Source organism: Rhizobacter sp. P3_C12 (assembly GCF_056402735.1).
In genome coordinates, this window is sequence record NZ_JBFUGW010000405.1 from 1 (window position 1) to 4,160 (window position 4,160).

General features: G+C 59.8%; 6 protein-coding genes. All 6 read right to left on the minus strand.

What is annotated here, in order from left to right:
- Positions 1 to 15 precede the first annotated feature (15 nt).
- Complete coding sequence (locus AC1DXV_RS32050; RefSeq protein WP_477937527.1) at positions 16 to 294, minus strand: hypothetical protein; 279 nt, start codon at positions 292 to 294, stop codon at positions 16 to 18.
- 553 nt (positions 295 to 847) lie between these two features.
- Entirely contained in the window at positions 848 to 1,210 is a 363-nt protein-coding gene (locus AC1DXV_RS32055; RefSeq protein ID WP_477937529.1) for a hypothetical protein, read from the minus strand.
- Between the two features lie 57 nt (positions 1,211 to 1,267).
- Positions 1,268 to 1,819 (minus strand): hypothetical protein, encoded by a 552-nt coding sequence (locus AC1DXV_RS32060; RefSeq protein ID WP_477865717.1) that lies wholly within the window; start codon positions 1,817 to 1,819, stop codon positions 1,268 to 1,270.
- A gap of 196 nt (positions 1,820 to 2,015) precedes the next feature.
- On the minus strand, positions 2,016 to 2,408 hold the full coding sequence (locus AC1DXV_RS32065; RefSeq protein ID WP_477865718.1) for a hypothetical protein: 393 nt from the start codon (positions 2,406 to 2,408) through the stop codon (positions 2,016 to 2,018).
- A 488-nt stretch (positions 2,409 to 2,896) separates the two neighbouring features.
- A complete protein-coding gene (locus AC1DXV_RS32070) occupies positions 2,897 to 3,196 on the minus strand; it encodes a hypothetical protein (RefSeq protein ID WP_477937531.1) in 300 nt (99 codons plus the stop codon).
- Positions 3,197 to 3,507: 311 nt separating this feature from the next.
- Positions 3,508 to 4,160, minus strand: a 653-nt coding sequence (locus AC1DXV_RS32075) for a hypothetical protein (protein WP_477937533.1), incomplete at its 5' end; no start/stop codon positions are given.

Below are 4,160 nucleotides of genomic sequence, written 5' to 3' on the forward strand. Positions count from 1 at the left end.
CTGATGCCAGTCTTGTCAGCTTTTCCGCTCGGCGCCGGGTTCCCGAAGGCTCCTGATGAACTTGATGCCTGCGGAGATTCCGAGTACGACAAGGCCAGCGAGCGCAACGACGAGGATGAATGCCTCGCGTGCCCAGAGCATCAGCAGGCTCAGAAAATCCGGGCGCTTACCACTTGGGTAGGGGTAGTAGTACGACACCGCCATGCACGCGWCGAGTAGGAGCAATCCAACGAAGCCGATGGCGCCATCCTTGGTGCCGCCTTTTTTCGGTTGAGAGGATTTATCTTCGGTCATCTTGTAGTTCCTCCAGGCAACCTGCGGACAGGGTCGTGTCGTCTACTGGTGAACATGGCAGTGTTCGGTGCCTCCGAACCATTCTGGCTCATGCGGAGAGCATTGGCGGTGGGCGGCCCGAGAGCGGTCACTGGCGACGGACCGCTCGTGCCCGTGAACGGGCCTTACTGGCATCTACACTGGCTTGGCCCTTTGCCCCCTTGGCCAGCGGTTTGCGTCGCGGAAAAGACGGGCACCATTTCTCCACGCCGATCGACTGCTCTACACCTCTTCACGCAGTCTGCTTCCTCGCCGGGAAGGAGTCCGGAGAGAAGCGACACAGCGAGCGTGACGGCAACGAACACGGCAAAGCCGGCAAATGCGGCCAGCCCTGTGCGGCGGCGTCGAGTTCGCGCAGGAAGCATCGTCTTGGTTTCTCTCGTACGGTTCAATCAGGTTCGTTCAGCGGCTCTTGAACGAAAAGTGTATTGGCTCGCTCGACAGCAGTCATCCACGAGCGGCAGGAAGTGGCCGACTGCAGGTACTCCGACAGCCGACAGAATTCCAAGCCTGATCAGTCCTTCCAAAACAAGCTCAGAACTTCAGACCAAACAGCGCCGGCTACCCCTGCCGAGAGAAACCAAATCAGCATGCGCTTCGCGATGACGCCGTATCGTGCTCGTTCATCTCGATCGAGGATCCAAGTGTGACCGAAAGGTGCATTGCCACTCCCGATGACCAGGAAGTAACTCGGCACAAAGAAAAAGCACGCCGCAGCCGCTAGCCAGAGCAGATTGCCTTCGAGCACCGAGCTGACTTTGTGATGATCCATCCACCTCTCGAATGGAACGAGTCCGAAAACGGCCCATGCACCAGCAACTGCGGCCGACCTTGGTGTTGCTTCAATGCGCATGCTTCGAGGGCTGGTGAATGTCATGGAAGGCTACCCCAAAGCAGCCCGTCACGACAGACCGCTCGTGGCCGGACTCGGTCATCAAGAGGGCGCAGCGTCACTAGCTTCGTTGCGGTATGCAATGGCACGAAGCGCTTCCGGCGGTCGCATTTCCCGGCCGGTCGGATCGAGTTCCAGCACCGATTCATGGAGTCCGCCGATGGCCGGTCCAGTCGGACGTCCGTTGGCATCGGTCTCGAACAGCGCCCATGAGACATCGCGCAGTTCTTCCAAGCCACCGGAATCCCCGCCATCGAGCAGGTAGCCAATTCGAAAGATCATGGTCGCTTGGGCGCAGCGAATCATCTCGTTCAATACGACGGGATCAACACCTTGCCTCAGGCATTGATCCAGTCCGAGTCCCAGGCCCGCGTACGGCTCCTCGGGGCGGGCGTTCGCTCGGTCGACTTCACTTCGCATCCACGATGTATCGTCGTCGCTTTCGACGTTGCGCCATGCAGCCTTCAAGAAGAGGTATCGCAGCAGCTGCGGTATGCCTTCGAGTACCTGCGAGCGCGCCCAGCTTTCGGGCTCTGACGCACCCAGACGAGCAAACAACGCGGCGAGTTCGCTCTCCGAAGCTGGGATTGGCATGACTTTCCTTGGAAGAGTTCGCGCGCAGCCTACCCGAAAGCGGCCGCTCGCGACAGGCAGCTCCTGGCCGGCTGCGACCGTTCGCCGCTCAGGCTGGCAAGTGTTGGCGCAGCCGTTGTGGACAGCGGTGCGCCACGTTGGGGATCCGTTGTGGTCATCGTAGTAGTCGACCTAGTCAGCAAGTCAACAGGCAGGGTCAGGCTTCGCCGTCAAATCTTTCGCGCATTTCGAAGTACACCCGCTTGCAGTCTTCGTAGTAGGCACGCTCGTCGTCGGCGCGATCTTGAGCATCATGGCCGGTTTGAACAGGGTCAGGTGACTCGGTCTCGACGACCTCTACAACAATCTTGTCACCGGGCTTGAGTTCGTGCGCCTCGAACCACACAAGGTGCTCATCTTGAACGTCGGGACCGCGAGAAGTGAGGCCCCCGAGTCGCAAGTCGACGTCGGTTCCTTCATCGGAGCGTCGCCCACGGGTCTCCGGGCCAAGCTGGCCGACCGCTGTGATCGTAGTCGTGAGAACACTGAGATCCGATGCGCCGCCCGTTACCGGGGATTGATCATTGAGCTGCACTCGGAACGCTAGCATCTGCGAATCCTGCGATGGTGGACGAATTTAGGAGCCTACCTCAAAGCCGACCGTCACCAAAGAATGCTCGTGGCCGATTTGCGTCAATGGCTATGCTCGCGCCCCGGCCATGCAAACATGTGCCTGCCCTTGATTTCGTCGTAGCAGCGCGAGCAGACCTCGGTATGGTTGCAGAAGGCCCTGAACCGTGGCGTCCTGTCCTGTTCCTGTGAGAAGACAAGCTCACAAGCGAAGCACCACCCCTGCTGGTCCAGTGGGTTGGAACTGTTTTCGACAAACCCTAGCGGAGAGCCTGACYGCAGGACATGACCACACACTGCGGCGGCTACAGACCGCCCGTGTCGATTGCAGTCAATCTCAAGGTCTTGGCTCATCAAAACAGGACTCCATGATTGGTGTAGCGGTGGCTGCCCGATAGCTGCCGCTCGGGGCCGACCGGTCGTGGCCGWTTGCGGAAGCGGTCGCGATCGGCGCAACTAGCCGCACAGTCACGATGGCAGCTGGTCGGGGAGACGGCGAACTTTGCTCAGGCGCGGGAAACTGACGTCTGGCTCTATGAACAACAGTGCCGCAACACCATGCCGAATCTCGCAACCTACTACCACTACCTGGCGGGAGTCTCCGTTCGGCAGTTGCACCTCAACCCAACTGCCGCGGGATGGCAGCTCCGTTGCCGAAGCGAACGTGCCATCGACGACGTACCAGTTTCCCAGCTCGAGACCGTCGAGTTGCGGAGCAAGTTCTGCAGTGACCACGAACGAATCGACAAGAGTGAGCAGCGATTCCACGGGCCACAGTGTACGCATGCAGGTGCGCTTGGAGTTGCTCTCCGATTCGGGACCGAGATTGGGGCCCGTGGGCCACCGGCCGATCGTCAAAGCAGCCGGTCGCGAAGGGCTGCTCGTGGCCGACTGAAGACGTTCATGCTCAGCCGCGATAGCTTCGAAACGACCCTGAGCGGTCCTTCGAGGTGCCGAGGTGCGCGGCAGCGAACCGGACATTCGCCGAGGGCGGCTGTGGATGCCTCCATCCGACCCAAAGCCGACATCGGCCGTCCCGACTCGGGCAATCGAAGGCGGACGCTCGGCCTGTCTAGTGGCTACACCGCCAGAGGCAGCACTTCCAAGTAGACATAGCTCGGCTCTTTGCGCAACCCGCCGGCTGGATAGGTCCTAACTAGACGCCGGTTCTCAGAGTCGTAGGACATTCCGTCAACGAGGCATGCTTCGGCCACCTCAAGATTTGCCGCCCTGAGCGATTCGTAGTTCCTACGTGTCCAGGCAATCAGCGCACGGTGAAGGGGCCGATATTCCTTGTCGATCGACGACCGATCGACCTTAAGACCCATTACGTTCAGGCAGAACGCCAGGAACTTGGCGCCCTTGAAGTTCGGGAAACGCTCCATCTCCTTGATCTCGTTATAGATCAAGCGTCGCACCTTGTGCCTCACAAAGGCGCCCGCCTGTGTCTTTTCGGCGAACGATTCGAAGAAGGCGGACCAGACGGTGTTGTGCTGGATGGTCCAACAAGTGCTGATTGGCGAACGCACGCTAGCAGCACAGAAGATCATGTTGACGATCGACTCCGCGACCATGTCATAGACCGAGTGGCCAGGCCCGTACCGTTTGTGCCTGCGAAGCTCGATGTATTCCGGCACAGGCATCTTGCTCAGTATCTCAATCGCGTCCTTGAGAAAGTCGACCAATGCTCGCAGCGTCGCATACGGGCCAGTACGCCACTCCAGCATATTGG

Excerpts from the sequence above, each read along its gene's own strand:
- AC1DXV_RS32055 (WP_477937529.1), bottom strand. The coding sequence starts at position 1,210 with ATGACATTCACCAGCCCTCGAAGCATGCGCATTGAAGCAACACCAAGG.
- AC1DXV_RS32060 (WP_477865717.1), bottom strand. The coding sequence starts at position 1,819 with ATGCCAATCCCAGCTTCGGAGAGCGAACTCGCCGCGTTGTTTGCTCGT.
- AC1DXV_RS32065 (WP_477865718.1), bottom strand. The coding sequence starts at position 2,408 with ATGCTAGCGTTCCGAGTGCAGCTCAATGATCAATCCCCGGTAACGGGC.